General features: G+C 66.9%; 14 protein-coding genes. 1 reads left to right on the top strand and 13 read right to left on the bottom strand.

Translation table 11 applies throughout. The features are described 5' to 3' along the window. Positions 1-46 precede the first annotated feature (46 nt). The 13 genes from E5P2_RS12585 to icd all read right to left on the bottom strand — a co-directional run bounded on the left by E5P2_RS12585 (position 47) and on the right by icd (position 16,639). Entirely contained in the window at positions 47-1,414 is a 1,368-nt protein-coding gene (locus tag E5P2_RS12585; protein ID WP_162567499.1) for a heavy metal sensor histidine kinase, read from the bottom strand. Next, the gene (locus tag E5P2_RS12580) at positions 1,411-2,097 is read right to left on the bottom strand and encodes a heavy metal response regulator transcription factor (protein ID WP_162567498.1); all 687 of its coding nucleotides are present in this window, start codon (positions 2,095-2,097) and stop codon (positions 1,411-1,413) included. Before E5P2_RS12580 ends, E5P2_RS12585 begins: the two co-directional genes overlap by 4 nt. Beyond that, positions 2,094-5,273: an efflux RND transporter permease subunit gene (locus tag E5P2_RS12575; RefSeq protein WP_162567497.1), complete on the bottom strand. Its 3,180-nt coding sequence runs from the start codon at positions 5,271-5,273 to the stop codon at positions 2,094-2,096. Before E5P2_RS12575 ends, E5P2_RS12580 begins: the two co-directional genes overlap by 4 nt. Continuing rightward, on the bottom strand, positions 5,270-6,457 hold the full coding sequence (locus E5P2_RS12570; protein WP_162567496.1) for an efflux RND transporter periplasmic adaptor subunit: 1,188 nt from the start codon (positions 6,455-6,457) through the stop codon (positions 5,270-5,272). The genes E5P2_RS12575 and E5P2_RS12570 overlap by 4 nt, the downstream gene beginning before the upstream one ends. A 5-nt stretch (positions 6,458-6,462) precedes the next feature. Continuing rightward, positions 6,463-7,947: an efflux transporter outer membrane subunit gene (locus E5P2_RS12565; protein ID WP_162567495.1), complete on the bottom strand. Its 1,485-nt coding sequence runs from the start codon at positions 7,945-7,947 to the stop codon at positions 6,463-6,465. 96 nt (positions 7,948-8,043) lie between these two features. Next, the gene (locus E5P2_RS12560; protein ID WP_162567494.1) at positions 8,044-8,562 is read right to left on the bottom strand and encodes a GNAT family N-acetyltransferase; all 519 of its coding nucleotides are present in this window, start codon (positions 8,560-8,562) and stop codon (positions 8,044-8,046) included. Positions 8,563-8,566: 4 nt separating this feature from the next. After that, entirely contained in the window at positions 8,567-8,863 is a 297-nt protein-coding gene (locus E5P2_RS12555; RefSeq protein ID WP_162567493.1) for a putative quinol monooxygenase, read from the bottom strand. 36 nt (positions 8,864-8,899) lie between these two features. Then, entirely contained in the window at positions 8,900-9,304 is a 405-nt protein-coding gene (locus E5P2_RS12550) for a DUF3224 domain-containing protein (RefSeq protein WP_162567492.1), read from the bottom strand. A 21-nt stretch (positions 9,305-9,325) separates the two neighbouring features. After that, on the bottom strand, positions 9,326-10,768 hold the full coding sequence (gene sbcB, locus E5P2_RS12545; protein WP_162567491.1) for an exodeoxyribonuclease I: 1,443 nt from the start codon (positions 10,766-10,768) through the stop codon (positions 9,326-9,328). A 1-nt stretch (position 10,769) separates the two neighbouring features. Beyond that, positions 10,770-12,227: a cardiolipin synthase gene (gene cls / locus E5P2_RS12540; RefSeq protein ID WP_162567490.1), complete on the bottom strand. Its 1,458-nt coding sequence runs from the start codon at positions 12,225-12,227 to the stop codon at positions 10,770-10,772. A 164-nt stretch (positions 12,228-12,391) separates the two neighbouring features. Beyond that, positions 12,392-14,713, bottom strand: coding sequence for an ATP-dependent Clp protease ATP-binding subunit ClpA (gene clpA, locus E5P2_RS12535; protein WP_162567489.1), 2,322 nt, complete (start codon positions 14,711-14,713; stop codon positions 12,392-12,394). Between the two features lie 54 nt (positions 14,714-14,767). Next, a complete protein-coding gene (clpS, locus tag E5P2_RS12530; RefSeq protein ID WP_162567488.1) occupies positions 14,768-15,127 on the bottom strand; it encodes an ATP-dependent Clp protease adapter ClpS in 360 nt (119 codons plus the stop codon). Between the two features lie 252 nt (positions 15,128-15,379). Next, positions 15,380-16,639, bottom strand: a complete 1,260-nt coding sequence (gene icd, locus E5P2_RS12525) for an NADP-dependent isocitrate dehydrogenase (protein WP_162567487.1) — start codon at positions 16,637-16,639, stop codon at positions 15,380-15,382. Positions 16,640-16,831: 192 nt separating this feature from the next. Here icd and E5P2_RS12520 point away from each other — a divergent pair, with 192 nt between their 5' ends. Further along, positions 16,832-17,146, top strand: coding sequence for a cell envelope biogenesis protein TolA (locus E5P2_RS12520; protein WP_162567486.1), 315 nt, complete (start codon positions 16,832-16,834; stop codon positions 17,144-17,146). Positions 17,147-17,161: the final 15 nt, after the last annotated feature.

Raw genomic sequence — 17,161 nt, 5'->3', positions numbered from 1 at the left:
TACGCGGCGTGCCGCGCAAGCGCCGCTCGCGAGCCCGGAAGACCTGTCAGGCGTCCATGGCCACGCTGAAGCCGACGGTCGTCATGCCGTCCTTCGAGCGCGCGAACACGTTGCCGTGGTGCATCACCGCCACGGCCTTGACGATCGACAGGCCGAGGCCGTGGTTCTCGCCGCTGTTGCGGCGCGAGGTGTCGACGCGGTAGAAGCGGTCGAACAGGCGCGGCAACTGCTCATGGCTGATCGGCGCGCTGGGGTTGGAAAAGCTCACCTCGGCCGCGCGGTCGTGCGCGCCGATGCGCACCAGCACGCTGGCGCCGGGCCGCGAATGCTGGATCGCGTTCTGCAGCAGGTTGGTCAGCGCGCGGCGGAACAGCGAGGTCTCGATCGGCGCCACCGCGTCGCCCTCGACCTGCACCGTCATGCCGGCCTCGTCGAGCAGCAGGTCCAGGAACTCGACGGTCTTGCCGACTTCCTGCGCGATCGACGAAGCCACCAGCCCGTGGGCCCGCACGCCCTGTTCCGCGCGGGCCAGGAACAGCATGTCGGCGACGATGGCGCGCAAGCGCTCCAGCTCCTCCAGGTTCGACTGCAGGACTTCCTGCAGCTCGGCCGCGTTGCGCTGGCGCGCGAGCGCCACCTGGGTCTGGCCGATCAGGTTGGCCAGCGGCGTGCGCAACTCATGCGCGACGTCGTCGTTGAAGGTTTCGAGTTGCCGATAGGCCGCGTCGAGCCGGTCGAGCGCCGCATTGAAGGAGCCGCCGAGATCGGCCAGCTCGTGCGGCAGGGCTGGCAGCTGCAGGCGCTGCGCGCGGTTGTCGGGACCGACGCGCTGGGCGTCGGCCGACAGGCGCTGGACCGGCTGCAGCCCGATGCGCGCGATCCAGTAGCCCAGGCCGGCCGCCAGCGCGGTGCCGGCGAGCGTCAGCAGCGCGAGCGCCGTCTCGAAGGTGCGCACGGTGTTGCTGAAGGGCTCGAGGTCGACGCCGGCCATGAAGCGCACCTCCGGACGCAACTCGGTGGCAGGCATCGTCTCGGCACGCACGCGCATGCGCACGCGATGCGGCGGCGCGCCGACCGGGACTTCCATGCTGCCCTGCTTGCCGGTGTCCGCAACCTGCGGCATGTCGTCGCCATAGCGGTACGCAGGGTCCGCGCTCCACATCCAGGAGCGGGTGCGCGTGTCCGCGGCGCTCAGGGTCTCGAGCTTTTCCTGGATGCGCTCGCCGAGGTTCGTGGCACGCCCATGCTGCAGCATGTACGACATGTCCTCCAGGCGCGCGTCGATCTGCTCCTGCTGATGGCGCGCCAGTTCGCGCGACAGCACATGGTGCAGCGCGCCGCCGACCAGCGCGAAGCCCATCAGCGCCGCGGCCGCGAACATCAGAGCCAGCCGGATCGCGATCGAGTTCTTCATGGCTTGTCTTCGGCGCTGCGGTCCTCCAGCACATAGCCCATGCCGCGGATGGTGTGCAGCAGGTTCTGACTGAATGGTGCGTCGATCTTGGCGCGCAGGCGCTTGATGGCCACTTCGACCACGTTGGTGTTGCTGTCAAAGTTCATGTCCCACACCAGCTCGGCGATCACCGTCTTGGAGAGGATCTCCCCCTGGCGGCGCGCCAGCACCGCCAGCAGCGCGAACTCCTTGGCCGTCAGATCGATGCGCTGGCCTTCGCGTATCGCCTTGCGCCCGAGCAGGTCGATGCGCAGGCCGCCGACGCGCAGCAGCGTCGACTCGTGGCTGCGGCCACGCCGCGTCAGCGCCTGCAGCCGCGCCAGCAGCTCGAGGAAGGAAAAGGGCTTGACGAGGTAGTCGTCGGCGCCGTCCTGCAGGCCGCGCACGCGGTCTTCCACGCCGTCGCGCGCGGTCAGCATGATGACCGGCGTGTTCTTGACGCTGCGCAGCGACTTGAGCACCGAGAAACCGTCGAGGCCCGGCAGCATCACGTCGAGCACGATGACGTCGAAGTCGAAGTGCAACGCCATGTGCTGGCCGTCGATGCCGTCGAAGGCGAGATCGACCGCGCAGCCCTGCTCCGTCAGGCCCTGGTAGAGGTAGTCGGCCGTCTTGCGTTCGTCTTCGACGATCAGCACCTTCATTCGGCGGGCACTCCCACCGCCGCTTCCGGCGGCCTGTGTTGCTGCTGCTGCCGCGCCGCCTTGCGCCGCACGTACCAGTGGTGCGCGCGGTCGAGGTAGAGGTAGATCACCGGCGTGGTGAAGAGGGTCAGCATCTGCGACAGGATCAGCCCGCCCACCATCGCATAGCCCAGCGGTCGCCGCAGCTCGGAGCCGGCGCCGTGGCCGAGCATCAGCGGCAGGCCGCTCAGCAGTGCACACATGGTGGTCATCATGATCGGTCGGAAACGCAGCAGGCAGGCTTCGAAGATGGCGTCACGCGGCGACATGCCCTTGTCGCGCTCGGCATGGAGCGCGAAGTCGACCATCATGATCCCGTTCTTCTTGACGATCCCGATCAATAGGATGATCCCGATCAGCGCGATCACGGTCAGATCGTACCCGCCCGCCATCAGGATCAGCAGCGCACCCACGCCGGCCGACGGCAGCGTGGACAGGATGGTGAGCGGATGGATGTAGCTCTCGTAGAGCAGGCCCAGCACGATGTAGACCGAGACCAGCGCGGCGGCGATCAGGTAGGGCTGCGTGCGCAGCGAATCGCCGAAGGCCTGCGCCGTGCCCTGGAAGGTGCCGCTCAGCGTGGGCGGAACGCCCATCTCGTTCTGCGCCGCGGTGATCGCGTTCACCGCCTGGCCGAGCGAGAAGCCGGGCTTGAGGTTGAACGAGATCGTGATGCCCGGGAACTGGCCCTGGTGGTTGATCGCCAGGTAGCCCATCTTGCTGGTGTCGATCTTGACGAAGGTCGACAGCGGGATCTGCTGGCCGTTGATCGGCGAAGTGAGATAGAGCTTGTCGAACAGCTTGGGATCCTTCTGCAGCGCGGGCGTGATCTCGAGCACCACGTTGTAGCTGTTGAGCTGCGTGAAGTACTGCGCCACCTGGCGCTGGCCGATCGCATCGTAGATCGTCGCGTCGATCAGCGCCGGCGTGATGCCGTAACTGGAGGCGCGCTCGCGGTCGATCGTCACCTTGGCGGTGGGCGCGGCGTTCTGCTGGTCGGACGTGACGTCGGTGAGCTCGTTCAGCGTGCGGAAGCGCTGCTCGAGCCGAGGCGCCCAGTCGTTGAGTTCATCGAGGTCGGAGTCGGTGACCGTGTACTGGTACTGGGTGCGCGACAGCCGTCCGCCGACGTTGATGTCCTGCCCGGCCTGCATGTACAGGGTGATGCCAGCCACCTTGGTCAGCTGCGGGCGCAGCCGCGTGATCACCTCGTCGGCCGTCGACTTGCGGCCTGCGTCGAGCGGCTTGAGGCCGATGAAGAAGTTGCCGGAATTGAAGGTGCTGGCGCCGGCCTGCATGCCGAAGGTGCTGACGTCCGGGTCCTTGCGGATGATGTCGGCCAGCTTCAGCATGCGGCCGTGCATCACCTCCGAGGACGAATCCTGCGCGGCGGCGGCCGAACCGAAGATGAAGCCGGTGTCCTGCTGCGGGAAGAAGCCCTTGGGAATGATGACGAAGAGCACCACCGTGGCCGTCACCGTCGCCAGGAAGGTCATGAGCGTGATGAAGGGATGGCGCAGCACGACCGTGAGCCCGCGCTTGTAGCCGCTCAGCATGGCATCGAAGCCGCGCTCGAACAGCTGGAACAGCTTGCCGTGCTGCTCGCCGTCCTTGCCGCCCGCATGCAGCTTGAGGAATTTCGCGCACAGCATCGGCGTCAGCGTCAGCGAGATCAGCACCGACACCACGATGGTCAGCGTCACGGTCACGGCGAACTCGCGGAACAGCCGCCCGACGATGCCGCCCATGAGCAGGAGCGGAATGAACACCGCGATCAGCGACACCGAGATCGAGATGATGGTGAAGCCGATCTCGGACGCGCCCTGCAGCGCCGCGTCCAGCGGTTTCATCCCTGCTTCGACGTGGCGGTAGATGTTCTCGAGCATCACGATCGCATCGTCCACCACGAAGCCGACCGCGATGGTCAGCGCCATCAGCGAGAGGTTGTCCAGGCTGTAGCCCACGACATACATCACGGCCGCGGTGCCCAGCAGTGCGAGCGGAACGGTCACGCTCGGAATGGCGGTGACCGTGGCGTTGCGCAGGAAGACGAAGATCACCCCGACCACCAGCGCGATCGACAGCAGGAGCGTGAACTCGACGTCCTTGACCGAGGCGCGGATGGTCTGCGTGCGGTCGATCAGCTGGTTGACCGTCACGCTCGGCGGAATCGAGGCCTCGAGCTTGGGCAGCGCGGCGTTGATGCGGTCCACCGTCTCGATCACGTTGGCGCCCGGCATCTTGGTGATCGCCAGCATGATGGAGCGGCCATCGGTGATGTTATTGTCGGCGGGCGCGGCGGCGCCGGCGAAGCCCCAGGCCGCGATCTTGGCGTTCTCGGGCCCGTCGAGCGCGATGCCGATGTCGCGCACGCGCACTGGTGCGCCGTTGCGCCAGGCCAGCACCATGTCGTTCCACGGCGCGGCCTTGAGCAGCTGGTCGTTGGTGTAGACGTTGAAGGCCTGGGTGTCGCCGTCGACCGTGCCGGTGGGTGCGCTCACGGTGGTGTTGGCGATCACGCCGCGAACGTCTTCCAGGCTCAGGCCCAGCGCCTTGAGCTTGGCCGGGTCGGCCTGGATGCGCACCGCGGGCTTCTGCGAGCCGAAGATGTTGACCAGCCCGACGCCGTCGATGCGCGAGATCTGCTGCGCCAGCACGTTGTCGGCGTAGTCGTTGACCTGGATCAGCGGCAGCACCTTGGACTGCACGCCAAGGATCAGCACCGCCGAGTCGGCCGGGTTGATCTTGCGAAAGCTCGGCGGGCTCGGCAGGTTTTTCGGCAACTGGCCGGTGGCCGCGTTGATGGCCGTCTGCACGTCGAGCGCGGCGCCGTCGATGTTGCGGTCGAGTTCGAACTGGAGCGTGATCTGCGACAGGCCCAGCGAGCTGGTCGAGGTCATCTGGGTCAGCCCCGGGATCAGCGAGAACTGCCGCTCCAGCGGCTGCGCCACGTTGGCCGCCATGGTCTCCGGACTGGCGCCCGGCAATCGGCCGGTTACCTGGATGGTCGGGAAGTCGACCTGCGGCAGCGGTGCGACGGGCAGCAGCGGCCACGCGACCAGGCCGACCAGCAGCACCGCCAGCGCCAGCAGCGAGGTGCCGATCGGGCGCTTGATGAAGGCGGCGGAAATGCTCAAGGCTTCGCTCCCGATGCGACGGCCTGCGCGGCCGCAGGGCGCGTCTCGGTGACGCGCGCGCCGGGCGTGAGGCGGTACTGACCGTCGACCACGACGCGCTCGCCCGCGGCCAGGCCACTGGCGATCGTGGACTTGCCGTCGGTGGTGTCGGTCACCTTGATCGGCTGCACGCGGACCTTGTCATCCGCACCCACCACGTAGGCGAAATAGCCCTCCTCGCTGCGCTGCACGACCGCCGATGGCACGGTCAGCGCATTGACGCGCTCGCCGAGCACGATGCGGGCATCGACCGACTGCCCGGGCCACAGCTTGTGCTCGGCGTTGGGGAACTGCCCCTTCAAGGCGATGGTGCCGGTGGTGGTGTCGATCTGGTTGTTCAGCAGCACCAGCTTGCCGCTGGCCAGCACCTCGCGGGTGGAGCGGTCGATCGCCTGCACCTGCAGCGGCTCCTTGCTGCTGCGCAGCGCATTGTTGACGGCCTGGAAGCTGTCTTCCGGCAAGGTGAACTGGACCGCGATCGGGTCGATCTGGTTGATCACCAGCAGCCCGTTGGCATCGGCCGCATGCACGATGTTGCCGGGATCGACCAGGCGCGCGCCGATGCGGCCGCCGATCGGTGCCGAGATGGTGGTGAAGTCGAGCTGTACCTTGGCGAAGTGGATCTGCGCGTCATCGCTCTTGAGGGCCGCCTGCAGCTGGTTGACCAGCGCGCGCTGGGTGTCGAGCGTCTGCTGGCTGGTGGCGTCTTCCTTGATGAGGTCGCTGTAGCGCTTGAGGTCGGCGCGCGCGTTGGCGAGCGTCGCTTCGTCCTTGGCCTTCTGCGCGACCACCTGTTCGAGCTGGGCCTGGTAGGTGCGCGGGTCGATGCGCGCCAATACCTGGCCGGCCTTCACGTCCTGCCCTTCGCGGAAGTCGACGCTGTCGAGCTGACCGTCGATGCGTGGGCGCACGGTGACGGATGCCACGGTCATCACCGAGCCCACGCCGGTGGCGGCGATCGGCACGGTCTCGCTCTTCACGAGCGCGGTACTGACCGGCACCGGCGGCGGACCGGCGGAGGGCCGCGGGGCCGGCTTCGAAAACCAGCGCCAGGCGCCGAACGCGATCAGGATCACCGCGATCAACATGACGACGGTGGAAAGCCGGCGCGAGCGCTGGCGGGGGGACGATGCGGGGGACTCCATGCTCTTCACTTCCCGGCCGAAGCCGTCTTGTCGGTTGCCTGCGGGCTGGCGGCGTCGCGCGTCTGCAGCTGGTCGGCGTTCCAGCCGCCGCCCACCGCCTTGACCAGGGCGACGCTGGCGGCAAACTGCCGCCCCTGCAGCTCGAGGGACGAGCGTTCATTGGTCAATGCGAGCGCCTGGGCGGTGACCACGCTCAGGTACGTGGTCGTGCCGGCGCGGTACTGGCTGAGCGACACGCGTTCGGCATCGCGCGCCGAGCTCACGGCCTGATCCTGGGCTTCGCGCTCCCGTGCCAGGAGGTCGAGCGCCGCCAGGTTGTCCTCGACTTCCTGGAAGCCGGCCAGCACGGTCTTGCGGTACTGGGCGGCCGAGGCGTCGAAGGCGGCGCGCGCCTGCGCCACCTGGGCGCTGCGCTGGCCGCCGTCGAACAGCGTGCCGGCGACGGCGGCACCCAGGGCCCAGACCTTGTCGGGCGCGGCGGCCCAGCTGACGAGCCCGGCACCGCTGAAGCCGCCGCTGGCGGTCAGCGCGAGCGTCGGATAGGAGGCCGATTGCGCGAAGCCGATGCCGGCATTGGCCGAGGCGGCGCGGCGCTCGGCGCCGGCGATGTCCGGCCGGCGTTCCAGCAGCTCCGACGGCACGCCAACCGGCACCTGCGGCAGCCGCAGCGCCAGCGCATCCGGCGGCAGCGAGAACTGCGAGGGCGTCTTGCCGAGCAGCACCGCGATCGCATGCTCGAGCTGCCGCCGCGTGAGGTCGGTGTCGATGGCCTGCGCCTGCGCGTCCTGCAGTGTGGTGTTGGCCAGGGCCACGTCACCGCGGGTCACGATGCCGGCGCGATACTGGCTTTGCGTGATCTGCAGCGACTTGCGGTAAGCCTCCAGCGTGCGTTCGTAGAGCTTCTGCTGGGCATCGGCGACGCGCAGCTGGATGTAATCGTTGACCACCGCGGCTTGCACCGTGAGATGTGCCGCAGCGAGGTCCGCTTCGCTGGCCTGGGCCGTGTCGCTCGCGCCCTCGACCGCGCGCCGCACACGGCCCCAGAGATCGGGCTCCCAGGCGGCGTTCAGCGACCACGCATGGCCGTTGCCGAGCGTGGTGGGACCGGGCGCGCTGCGGCTGCGCGCGCGGCTGCCCGCGACATTCACGCCGACCGTCGGGTACCAGGCCGCCTGCGCGTTCTGCACCAGCGCCTGGGCTTCGCGGTACTGGGCTTCGGCGATGCGAATGTCCTGATTGGCGGCATTGGCTTCGGCGACCAGGGCATCGAGCCGCGGATCGCCGAAAGCCGTCCACCAAGGCTGGGTCGGGTCCACGCTGGAGGGGGTGGCCGCCTTCCAGTTGCCGCCTTCGTTGTAGCTCGGGGCGGCTGCGCCTTCGGGTGGCGCGGGGCGTTGATAGTCCGGCCCCACCGCGCAGGCCGTGAGCGACGCGGCCAGTGCAAGGCACAGCAGGCGCGACAAGAATTCAGGACGATGCAATCCGGGCATGCTGGTCACTCTAGAGCGCGCGCGAGGACAACAACCTGTCGGTCAGATGACATTGCTGTCAGCGCCGCGGCCCGGGTGTGCGGTGCGTCACATATTTCACGCCCCGGCGGTCAGCGCGCGCCACATGTGGACTTTCGCCAGGAAAACGCCGTCGAGCGCCATGGCACAGGGCTCGACGCCGAAGATGCTGAAGCCGCATTGCTCGTAGAGCGCCTGTGCCGCAGCGTTGCCCTCCGTCACGGTGAGCTGGACCAGCCGGACGCCTTCGCGCGCGGCGGCATGGTCGAGCACGGCCTGCACCAGCCGTCGCCCGAGGCCGCTCTGCCGGGCTGCCGGCGCCACGTACATGCCGAACAGGTTCGCCTTGTGGCGCGACTTCTCGCGCGATTCGAAGGACAGGCCTGCAGCGCCCGCGAGCCGGGCGGCATGGAACGCGCCGAGGACGATCTGCGCTGCGCCGGGCGAAGGATCGAGCCGCGCTTCCCACCATGACAGCGGCAGCACCGCGCGTTCACTGGCGCTGGACGTGAACGCATCGGGATGCCGCTCGTAGGCCTCGAGCATCAGGGCCCGGTAGGCCGGTGCATCCGCAGGGGCGAGGCGGCGAATGGTCATGGCGTCACAACGCCACCGCCTGGGCGTCGTAGATCTGCAGCGTCGGCGGCTCGGCCGCGAGCGCGCCGGCGGCCCTGGCGAAGGCACGCGAGGACGGTACGGCGAAGTGCGCCAACAGCGCCGCGTGGTCGGCCCATTGCTCGACGAAGACCAGCCGCAACGGGTCTTCCGCGTCGCGGTGCACGGCGTGCGAGATGCAGCCCGGCTCGGTGCGCGAGCGGCGCACGTGCTCGAGGCTCAGGGCCAGGGCTTCATCGACGCTGTCGGCCCGGGCAAGGATGCTGCCAGTCACCAGAATCATGGACACCTCCTGTCGGCCTCGGTTGAAAAGATCGGCTCACGTCCCTTCGGGCAAGGTGTACGCGAAATCGTAGAAATGCTTGCCGTCGGCGATCCGGATGGCCAGCGCGCCGCTCAGGCCGGCGAGCTGGCCGCTGCCCGAATCCGGCACCACGGTGATGGACAGCTGCGGCTCACCGCGCGTCATTGTGCCGCTGTGCTGAAGCGCGAAGCTGCCCGCGCGGCCGTGGAGTGTGGCGGTCACGCGTTCGATCGCGACATAGCCGGCGGAACCTTGCGTGGGCGTGCGCGCGCTGAGCATCTCGCCCTTGCCGGTGCCATCGAGGTCGCCGCTGAACTGCTTGTCGAGCGACATCCTGGCGAGCGTTGCGCCGCCCGCCTGCTCGTCCTGCGATTGCGCTTTCATCTGGACTTCGAAAGTGCCTGTTGCATGCTTCGTCATCGGGACCTCCTGGAGGAATGATCAGACCGCGGGCGCGATCGCCTCGGCATATTCGTACAGCGCGCCGAGGATTTCCTCGCCGCGTTCGTCTGCGGTCTCGGCCAGTACATCGATCTCGGCGAACAACGCATCGACATTGCGCGCGCCGCCCTCGCCTTCGAGCAGCCGCGCGGCGCGATGGGCGTCCCAGCGCTCGGCCTCGTCGGCATTCAGCGTCTCGGCGAAGTTGCGCGCGCGGTAGCGGAACAGCAGCTCCTCGAGGCGGGCATCGTCGAAGCCGGTGCGCGCCTGCGCGAGTTGCGCGGGCGAGAGACCGCGCAGCTGCACGAGCCGCCGCCGGTCGGCATTGCCGATGAAGCCGCCATAGAGGTCCTCGTCGACATCCGGCGCCGCCTCGCGCGGCCGCTCGTACACCTGCGGCCAGATCGCGCTCATGTCGGGCAGGTTCGCGGCGGCGGCGGCGTGGCGCATGGCGGCCTCCAGGTCGATGCCCCAGCGCTCGGCCATCGCGGGCGCGAGGGTCTTGAGATTGCCCACCACCATCGGCGACTTGTTGAGGTGCACGCCCTTGACGGGCAGCCGCACGACGCCTTCGGGCAGGTCGGCATTGCGCGTGAACAGGCGCAGGCGCAGCGTCGCCACGTCGAGGTCGCGCAGCTCGTTGGGATCGTGCGCGAGGTCCCAGGCCAGCAGCTCGTTCTTGTTGGTGGGATGGCTCGCGAGCGGCCACATCACCCCGAGGCAGCCGCGTTCGGCGGGAAACATGCCGGAGACGTGAAGAAAGGGCCGCGCCGTTTCCCGTGTCGCCGGCAGGCCGAGTTCCGTGGCGACGCGATCCTTGCGATGCAGCGAGAAGGCAAAGTCGAACAGCTTCGGCTGCCGGTCGCGGATCAGCCGCGCCAGCGCGATGGTGGCGCGAACGTCCGACAACGCATCGTGGGCCGATTCGTGCAGGAGCCCGTTGGCGCGCGCCAGGTCTTCGAGCTTGAAGCTCTGGCTGCCGTCGGCCTTCTTCGGCCATTCGATGCCGTCGGGGCGCAGCGCGTAGGTGAGCCGCACGACGTCGAGCAGATCCCAGCGCCCGCATTCGTTCTGCCATTCGCGCGCATAGGGGTCGATGAGGTTGCGCCAGAACAGGAAGCGCGTGACCTCGTCGTCGAAGCGGATCGTGTTGTAGCCGACGCCGATGGTGCCGGGCTGAGAGAAGGCCTGTTCGATCTGCGCTGCGAACGCATGCTCGGCAATCCCGCGTTCGAGGCACAGCTGCGGTGTGATGCCGGTGATCAGGCAGGCCTCCGGGCTCGGCAGGTAGTCGGGCGCGGGCCGGCAATAGACCATCAGCGGTTCGCCGATCTCGTTGAGCTGCGCGTCGGTGCGGATGGCGGCGAACTGGGCGGGCCGGTCCCGGCGCGGCACGGCGCCGAAGGTTTCGTAGTCGTGCCAGAGGAAGGTTTGAGCGGGCATGTCAGAGCAGAGGAGAAAACAATCGGGCCATCGCATCGCCGAGCTGGCGCACGAAGCGCTGCGGCCGGTGGCTGCGCACCGGCGCCGCGCTGTGGAGGTCGGTCTCGAACTGCGCGGCCAGCGGCCTGGCGAGGGCCGGGCCGTAGATCACGGCCGAGACCTCGAAGTTGAGCCGGAAGCTGCGGTTGTCGAAATTGGCCGTGCCGATCATCGCGCAGTTGTCGTCGACCACCAGCGTCTTGGAATGCAGCATGCGCGCCTTGTATTCGTAGACCTTGGCACCGACACCGATGAGTTCATCGTAATAGGAGCGGGCCGCGGCGCTCACGATCAGCGAATCGCTGCGTCGCGGGACCAGCACCCGCACGTCGACGCCGCGCAGCGCGGCGCTGGTGAGCGCCATCAGCGCCGGCTCGCCCGGCACGAAGTACGGCGTCGTGAGCCACGCGCGCTCGGATGCCGAATGGATGGCCGCCACGTGCATGCGGTGGATGGCTTCGAGCGAGCTGTCCGGCCCGCTGGTGACGATCTGCACCGGGATGTCACCCGCGCTTTCCTCGGCCGGCAAGCGCGGCATCAACTGCTCGATGCTGGTGTTCATCTGCCCCGGCGCCTCGCCGGTCGCATAGGTCCAGTCCTCGAGAAAGGTGGTCTGCAGCCATCGCACCGCACTGCCCTCGATGCGCAGGTGGACGTCGTGGTAGGCGTCCGCGCAGGTCCGCGCGTCTTCCTCGTCGGTGACGTTGACGCCGCCGGTGAAGCCGACGCGGCCGTCGCAGACGACGATCTTGCGGTGGGTGCGGTAGTTGGTCACCGGCCGCAGGCGCCGGCCGATGCGCGTGTCGTGAAAGAGCCCGACGTGGATGCCGGCCGCGCGCATCGGCGCCATGAACTTGCGACCGATCCGCTTGGAGCCGAGCGCGTCGAGCAGCAGGCGCACCGTGACGCCCTGCCCCGCGCGCTCGATCAGCAGGTCGCGCAAGGCGGTGCCGATCTTGTCCGGCTCGAAGATGTAGTACTCGAGATGCACGTGATCGCGTGCGGCGCGAACGGCCTCGAAGATCGCGTCGAAGGTGCGCGCACCGCCCGAAAGCAGCTCGGCCTTCGTCGCGCTCGAAACGGGCAGCCCGCAGGCCGCGACGCCGAGCGCTGCCAGGTGGCGCAGCGCCGCGGGCGCCCGCTCTCCCGCCTCCCGCAACATCGCCACATCGGCCGGCGCCTGCGCATTGGCACGACTGCGCAGCCGCTTGAGCCGCTGCTTCTTCAGCCGCTGGGGGCCGAGAAAATAGTAGATGACGAAGCCGGCCAGCGGCAGCAGCGCCAGCGACAGGATCCAGCTCATCGTCGACACCGGCGCCCGCTTCTGCATCACGATCCAGACCGAGAGCACAGCGATATAGCCGCTCCAGGCCAGGGAGAGGCCAGTTTTCCATTCGGGACTGAGGACAGGGAGGATCAAGGCAGAACGACCGTGAGGCGGCCAAAAAAAAGCCGGCAGCGAATGCTACCGGCCTTTCTGCCCTTGCCAGGAACACCGCGGATCCGGCTCAGCCGGTCCGCCGGTGTTGCCCCCGGTAGGGGGTGGAGAGCGACACGAAGTGCGCGAGCCTGGGGGCGAGCAAGCTACCGTGCCTCGGCCTCCTCGGCCTCGGGCTTGGCCCGCCCTTCCTTCTTCGAGAGCGGCTGGATGTCGAGCTGCACTTCTTCCTTGTCGTCGAGGTCGACCGTCAACCGGCCCCCCTCCTGCAGCCTTCCAAACAGCAGCTCGTCAGCCAGCGCGCGCCGGATCGTGTCCTGGATCAGGCGCTGCATCGGTCGTGCACCCATCAGCGGATCGAAGCCCTTCTTGGCCAGGTGCTTGCGCAACGTATCGGTGAAGGTGACATCGACCTTCTTCTCGGCGAGCTGCGTTTCGAGCTGCAGCAGGAACTTGTCCACCACGCGCAGGATGATCTGCTCGTCGAGCGACTTGAAGCTCACGGTCGCGTCCAGCCGGTTGCGGAACTCAGGCGTGAACAGGCGCTTGATGTCGGCCATCTCGTCGCCCGCCTGGCGCGGGTTGGTGAAGCCGATGGTCGCCTTGTTCATGGTCTCCGCACCCGCGTTGGTCGTCATCACGATGATGACGTTGCGGAAGTCGGCCTTGCGTCCGTTGTTGTCCGTCAGGGTGCCATGGTCCATGACCTGCAGCAGCACGTTGAAGATGTCCGGGTGCGCCTTCTCGATTTCGTCGAGCAGGAGCACCGCGTGCGGCTTCTTGGTGATCGCCTCGGTCAAGAGGCCGCCCTGGTCGAAACCGACGTAGCCGGGAGGCGCGCCGATCAGCCGGCTCACCGCATGGCGCTCCATGTATTCGGACATGTCGAAGCGGATCAGCTCGATGCCCATGATGTAGGCGAGTTGCTTGGCCGCTTCGGTCTTGCCGACGCCCGTCGGGCCGCTGAACAGGAAGGAGCCGATCGGCTTGTCCTCGCGGCCGAGGCCCGAGCGCGCCATCTTGACGGCCGAGGCCAGCACTTCGAGCGCCTTGTCCTGGCCGAACACCACGCTCTTGAGGTCGCGCTCGATGTTCTGCAGCTTGCCGCGGTCGTCGTTGGACACGTTGGCCGGGGGAATGCGCGCGATCTTGGCGACGATTTCCTCGACTTCGGTCTTGCTGATGGTCTTCTTGCGCTTGTTGGCCGGCAGGATGCGCTGGGCGGCGCCCGCCTCATCGATGACGTCGATCGCCTTGTCGGGCAGATGACGGTCATTGATGTACTTGGCGCTCAGCTCGGCCGCGGCCTGCAGGGCCGCCACGCCGTACTTGACGCCATGGTGTTCCTCGAAGCGCGACTTCAGGCCCTTGAGGATGTCGACCGTCTCCTGGACGGTAGGCTCGACCACGTCGACCTTCTGGAAGCGACGCGACAGGGCCGCATCCTTTTCGAAGATGCCGCGGTATTCGGTGAAGGTGGTCGCGCCGATGCACTTGAGCTGGCCGCTGGACAGCGCCGGCTTGAGCAGGTTGGACGCGTCGAGCGTGCCGCCCGAAGCCGCACCGGCACCGATCAGGGTGTGGATCTCGTCGATGAACAGGATCGCGTTGGGCTTGTCCTTGAGCGACTTGAGCACGCCCTTGAGCCGCTGCTCGAAATCGCCGCGGTACTTGGTGCCCGCCAGCAATGCGCCCATGTCGAGCGAGTACACGTGCGATTCGGCAAGGATCTCGGGCACGTCGTTCTGCGTGATGCGCCAGGCCAGGCCCTCGGCGATCGCGGTCTTGCCGACGCCGGCTTCGCCCACCAGCAGCGGGTTGTTCTTGCGCCGGCGGCACAGGATCTGGATCACGCGCTCGACCTCGTACTCGCGGCCGATCAGCGGGTCGATCTTGCCTTCCTTGGCGAGCTGGTTGAGGTTCTGCGTGAACTGCTCGAGCGGAGACGACTTCTCGTTCTTCTCGCCGCCGCCCTCCTCGCCCTCGCCCGACGACGATTCGCTGCTGCCCTTGGCTGCTTCGGGCGGATCGCTCTTCTTGATGCCGTGGGCGATGAAGTTCACCACGTCGAGGCGCGTGACGCCCTGCTGATGCAGGTAGTAGACCGCGTGCGAGTCCTTTTCACCGAAGATCGCGACCAGCACGTTGGCGCCGGTGACTTCCTTCTTGCCGTTGCCGGTGGACTGCACGTGCATGATGGCGCGCTGGATCACGCGCTGGAATCCCAGCGTGGGCTGGGTGTCCACATCGTCGGTGCCTGCCACCTGCGGCGTGTTGTCCTTGATGAAGTTGGTGAGCGACGCCCGCAGGTCGTCGACATTGGCCGAGCAGGCGCGCAGAACCTCCGCGGCACTCGGGTTGTCCAGCAAAGCGAGCAGCAGGTGCTCGACGGTGATGAACTCGTGGCGCTGCTGCCTGGCTTCGACAAAAGCCATGTGCAAGCTGACTTCCAGTTCCTGGGCAATCATGTGATTTCCTTTTGCCTTGCTGTAAATAATTTCTCAGATGGGTTGGAGCGCGCTTTATTCAACCGGTTCACTGACGCACTGCAACGGATGCCCGGCCTGGTGCGCCGCCTCCATCACCTGATTGACCTTGGTGGCCGCCATGTCGCGGGAATAGACCCCGCAAACGCCGCGGCCGTCCAAATGGATCTTGAGCATGATCTGGGTGGCTGTTTCCCGGTCCTTGTTGAAGAACTCCTGGATGACGACGATCACGAACTCCATCGGCGTGTAGTCGTCGTTCAGCATCACCACCTGGTACATCTGGGGCGGGGCCGTCTTCTGCGGTCGCCGTTCGAGCACGACCGAGTCACCGTCGTCCCGCGCTGGCTTCTGGGCCGGCGGCGTGGGTGGGGTCGAAGGGATTCTGGTTGCCATAAAAATGATTCTATAGAGCGTGCGGGCGCGGTGCCGGACCCTCGAAAAATGGTGGCGTCCTGGCGACAATCAAGTGACCGCAGCGTGAACTCTGCCGCGCTGGCGCAAAACCTTCGCGGCGGCCGGGCCGGCTGCGGTGGCGCCGAGCCAGTTCTCTCGGCGCCGAAGTCAATGTCGCACGAAAACAAAAAACCCCAGCGCCTGCAAGGCACTGGGGCTGACGCGGGGCATCCGGTGGGCGCCGGACGGGCCTCACATGTTGTCGATCATGACCTGGCCAAAACCCGAGCAGCTGACCTGCGTGGCGCCCTCCATCAGGCGCGCGAAGTCGTAGGTGACCTTCTTGCTGGCGATGGATTTCTCGATCGAGCTGATAACCAGGTCGGCCGCTTCCTTCCAGCCCATGTGACGCAGCATCATCTCGGCCGAGAGGATTTCGGAGCCGGGGTTGACGTAGTCCTTGCCGGCGTACTTGGGCGCCGTGCCGTGCGTGGCCTCGAACATCGCGACGGTGTCGCTGAGGTTCGCCCCGGGCGCGATGCCGATGCCACCGACCTGCGCGGCCAGCGCGTCGGAAATGTAGTCGCCGTTGAGGTTGAGCGTGGCGACGACCGAGTATTCGGCAGGCCGCAGCAGGATCTGTTGCAGGAACGCGTCGGCGATTGAGTCCTTGATGGTGATTTCCTTGCCCGTCCTGGGGTTCTTGAACTTCATCCAGGGACCACCGTCGACCAGTTCGGCACCGAATTCCTTGGCCGCCAGGCCATAGGCCCAGTCGCGGAAGCCGCCCTCGGTGAACTTCATGATGTTGCCCTTGTGCACGATCGTCACGCTGGGCTTGTCGTTGTCGATCGCGTACTGGATCGCCTTGCGCACGAGGCGCTCGGTGCCTTCGCGCGACACCGGCTTGATGCCGATGCCCGAGGTGTTCGGGAAGCGAATCTTCTTGACGCCGAATTCGTCCTGCAGGATCTTGATGAGCTTCTTGGCCTTGTCGCTCTCGGCCTCGAACTCGATGCCGGCATAGATGTCTTCCGAGTTCTCGCGGAAGATCACCATGTTGGTCTTGTGCGGTTCCTTGACCGGGCTGGGCACACCCTCGAAATACTGGATCGGGCGCAGGCAGACATACAAGTCGAGTTCCTGGCGCAGCGCCACGTTCAGCGAACGGATGCCGCCACCGACCGGGGTGGTCAAGGGCCCCTTGATCGACACCACATAGTCGCGCACCGCGTGCAGCGTCTCTTCGGGCAGCCAGACATCGGGACCATAGACCTTGGTCGACTTTTCGCCGGCAAAGACCTCCATCCAGTGGATCTTCTTCTTGCCGCCGTAGGCCTTGGAGACCGCCGCGTCGACCACCTTGAGCATGACCGGCGTGATATCCAGGCCGGTGCCATCGCCCTCGATGAACGGAATGATTGGCTGGTCAGGCACATTGAGTGAATTGTCGGCATTGACCGTGATCTTCTGGCCTTCGGTCGGAACCTTGATGTGCTGATAGCTGGGCATGAGAACGGAACTCTGGGTGGATTTAAGGGCCGAAAAGCACTTTGTTTTCAGATGGCTGAATAGCTTTAGAATTTTAGACGCAACCGGAGGAGCCCGAAGATTCTGTCAACCGAGCCCATCCTGGTCTCGTTGTTGGCTGACCTTCTGCTGGCCGGGAGGCGTTTTCAATCCATCTCCACAGAGGAATCCGTAATGAGCAAAGTTCTCGCAGTCATGATCGCCGGCCTGTTCGCGGCTGGCGCATATGCCCAAGGCAGCACCTCGCAAGAAGCCCAGCCCCAGTTGAACACCAAGCCGCAAGTGAAGGCCCAGGCCAAGGTGGAATCGAAGGCCCCCGGCGTCAAGGCGCAAGGCGGCGACGAAGTCAAGACGCCCGAAGGCGGTGCCGTCGGTGCCGACAAGGCTGCCGTTGCCGGCGAAAAGCGCGCATCGACGCGCGATACCCGCCGCCGCAACAAGGACGGCAGCCTCAAGCGCCGCAGCACGCAAGGTGGCACGCCCCAGTAAGCGCCCCACGCTGCT

This window comes from Variovorax sp. SRS16 (assembly GCF_901827165.1).
Classification (GTDB): Bacteria; Pseudomonadota; Gammaproteobacteria; order Burkholderiales; family Burkholderiaceae_C; genus Variovorax.
Note: the sequence above shows the minus strand (reverse complement) of the source record. Positions and strands in the feature narration are given on the sequence as shown.

Excerpts from the sequence above, each read along its gene's own strand:
- E5P2_RS12560 (WP_162567494.1), bottom strand. The coding sequence starts at position 8,562 with ATGACCATTCGCCGCCTCGCCCCTGCGGATGCACCGGCCTACCGGGCC.
- clpA (WP_162567489.1), bottom strand. The coding sequence starts at position 14,713 with ATGATTGCCCAGGAACTGGAAGTCAGCTTGCACATGGCTTTTGTCGAA.
- E5P2_RS12520 (WP_162567486.1), top strand. The coding sequence starts at position 16,832 with ATGAGCAAAGTTCTCGCAGTCATGATCGCCGGCCTGTTCGCGGCTGGC.
- E5P2_RS12555 (WP_162567493.1), bottom strand. The coding sequence starts at position 8,863 with ATGATTCTGGTGACTGGCAGCATCCTTGCCCGGGCCGACAGCGTCGAT.
- E5P2_RS12580 (WP_162567498.1), bottom strand. The coding sequence starts at position 2,097 with ATGAAGGTGCTGATCGTCGAAGACGAACGCAAGACGGCCGACTACCTC.
- E5P2_RS12570 (WP_162567496.1), bottom strand. The coding sequence starts at position 6,457 with ATGGAGTCCCCCGCATCGTCCCCCCGCCAGCGCTCGCGCCGGCTTTCC.
- sbcB (WP_162567491.1), bottom strand. The coding sequence starts at position 10,768 with ATGCCCGCTCAAACCTTCCTCTGGCACGACTACGAAACCTTCGGCGCC.
- clpS (WP_162567488.1), bottom strand. The coding sequence starts at position 15,127 with ATGGCAACCAGAATCCCTTCGACCCCACCCACGCCGCCGGCCCAGAAG.
- E5P2_RS12585 (WP_162567499.1), bottom strand. The coding sequence starts at position 1,414 with ATGAAGAACTCGATCGCGATCCGGCTGGCTCTGATGTTCGCGGCCGCG.
- E5P2_RS12550 (WP_162567492.1), bottom strand. The coding sequence starts at position 9,304 with ATGACGAAGCATGCAACAGGCACTTTCGAAGTCCAGATGAAAGCGCAA.
- icd (WP_162567487.1), bottom strand. The coding sequence starts at position 16,639 with ATGCCCAGCTATCAGCACATCAAGGTTCCGACCGAAGGCCAGAAGATC.
- E5P2_RS12565 (WP_162567495.1), bottom strand. The coding sequence starts at position 7,947 with ATGCCCGGATTGCATCGTCCTGAATTCTTGTCGCGCCTGCTGTGCCTT.